Source organism: Desulfovibrio sp. 1214_IL3152, assembly GCF_036763055.1.
GTDB lineage: Bacteria > Desulfobacterota > Desulfovibrionia > Desulfovibrionales > Desulfovibrionaceae > Desulfovibrio.
The window spans coordinates 1-1,545 of record NZ_JBAIYW010000062.1 but is presented as its reverse complement, the minus strand read 5'-3'; the positions used below and the strand labels follow the sequence as shown (position 1 = coordinate 1,545).

Genomic DNA, 1,545 nt, shown 5'->3' with positions numbered 1-1,545 from the left:
GGTTTGTGACGGCTCGTGGCTGGCGGAGCGGCAGCGGCACGGTCCGAATTGTTTCAGCAGCGCCCGGAAAAAATTGAGAAGGAACGGGCATGCGTAAGGGGGAACCTCTTTCAGGAAGTTCCCCCTTGCGCGTCAGTGCTACATAAATGAGGCTGCTTTTTCGTCTACACCTTGGCGGCGGTGCGCAGGTCGGCCACGGCATCGGTGGCTTCCCAGGTGAATTCGGGCAGCTCGCGGCCGAAGTGGCCGTAGCAGGCGCTCTTCTGGTAGATGGGCCGCTTGAGGTCCAGGCGTTTGGTGATGAAATAGGGGCGCAGGTCAAAAACTTCGCGCACGGCCCTGGTAAGGATTTCATCAGGAATTTCGCTGGTCCCCTGCGAGGAAACAAGTACGCTCACAGGCTGGGCCACGCCGATGCAGTAGGCGATCTGCACTTCGCACACCGGGGCAAGGCCAGCAGCCACCACGTTTTTGGCGATGTAGCGGCCCATGTATGCGCCGGAGCGGTCAACTTTGGAAGGGTCCTTGCCGGAGAACGCGCCGCCGCCGTGGTGACCGCTGCCGCCGTAGGTGTCCTGGATGATTTTGCGGCCGGTAAGCCCGCAGTCGCCCATGGGGCCGCCCACCACAAAGCGTCCGGTGGTGTTGATGAAAATTTCGCAGTCTTTTTCATTGAAATAGCCCGAAGGCTCAAGAATGGGGCGAATGACGTGCTTTTTCACGGCTTCGGCCACATCGGCCTGGCTTGCGCTGGCGGCGTGCTGTGTAGAAACCACCACGTTGTTGATGCGCACGGGCTTGCCGTCCTGGTATTCAAAAGAAACCTGGGTCTTGCCGTCCGGGCGGAAAAAGTCCACCAGGCCGTCCTTGCGCGCCCTGGCAAGCTGCTGCGAGAGCTGGTGCGCCCAGTAAATGGGGGCGGGCATAAGGGTGGAGGTTTCATTGCAGGCAAAACCGAACATCATGCCCTGGTCGCCGGCGCCCTGATCTTCGGGCTTGGAGCGCACCACGCCCTGGGCGATGTCCGGGGACTGGTGGCCGATGGTGGAAATGACGGCGCAGGTCTGCCAGTCAAAGCCCATGTCGGAGCTGTTGTAGCCGATGTTCTTGATGGTTTCGCGCACAACGGTGGGCAGGTCGGCATAGCCGGTGGTGCTGATTTCACCGGCGATAACGGCCATGCCCGTGGTGACCAGCGCTTCGCAGGCCACATGGGCGTCCGGGTCCTGGGCCAGCAGTGTGTCCAGTACGGCGTCGGATATCTGGTCGGCCACCTTGTCGGGATGGCCTTCGGTAACGGATTCAGAGGTGAAGTAATATTTGCCCTTGGTCTGCATGCTGTTCTCCTTGAAGGGGCGCGCGGCAGGCGCGATGGTTTTTTACGAGCGTAAAAGAATGTTGTCGATAAGGCGCGCCTTGCCCATGCGCACGGCGCAGGCCATGAGGGCCGGGCCTGTTACTTCGTCAAGCGGCTCCAGCGATTCCGGATGCACTATGGTGAGGTAGTCCAGACGACCCAGGGGCAGCAGCTCCGCCCAGCGCCGC

The 1,545-nt window shown here is 61.2% G+C and carries 2 protein-coding genes; both read right to left on the bottom strand.

The window, feature by feature from the left end; genetic code table 11:
• Positions 1–164: 164 nt before the first annotated feature.
• Complete coding sequence (gene metK, locus V6C07_RS01225; RefSeq protein ID WP_333534577.1) at positions 165–1,337, bottom strand: methionine adenosyltransferase; 1,173 nt, start codon at positions 1,335–1,337, stop codon at positions 165–167.
• A gap of 42 nt (positions 1,338–1,379) precedes the next feature.
• Positions 1,380–1,545, bottom strand: a 166-nt coding sequence (locus V6C07_RS01220; RefSeq protein WP_333534578.1) for a pantoate--beta-alanine ligase, incomplete at its 5' end; no start/stop codon positions are given.

What these genes read in the sequence shown, in the direction of transcription:
- metK (WP_333534577.1), bottom strand. Translation starts at nt 1,337, where the DNA reads ATGCAGACCAAGGGCAAATATTACTTCACCTCTGAATCCGTTACCGAA.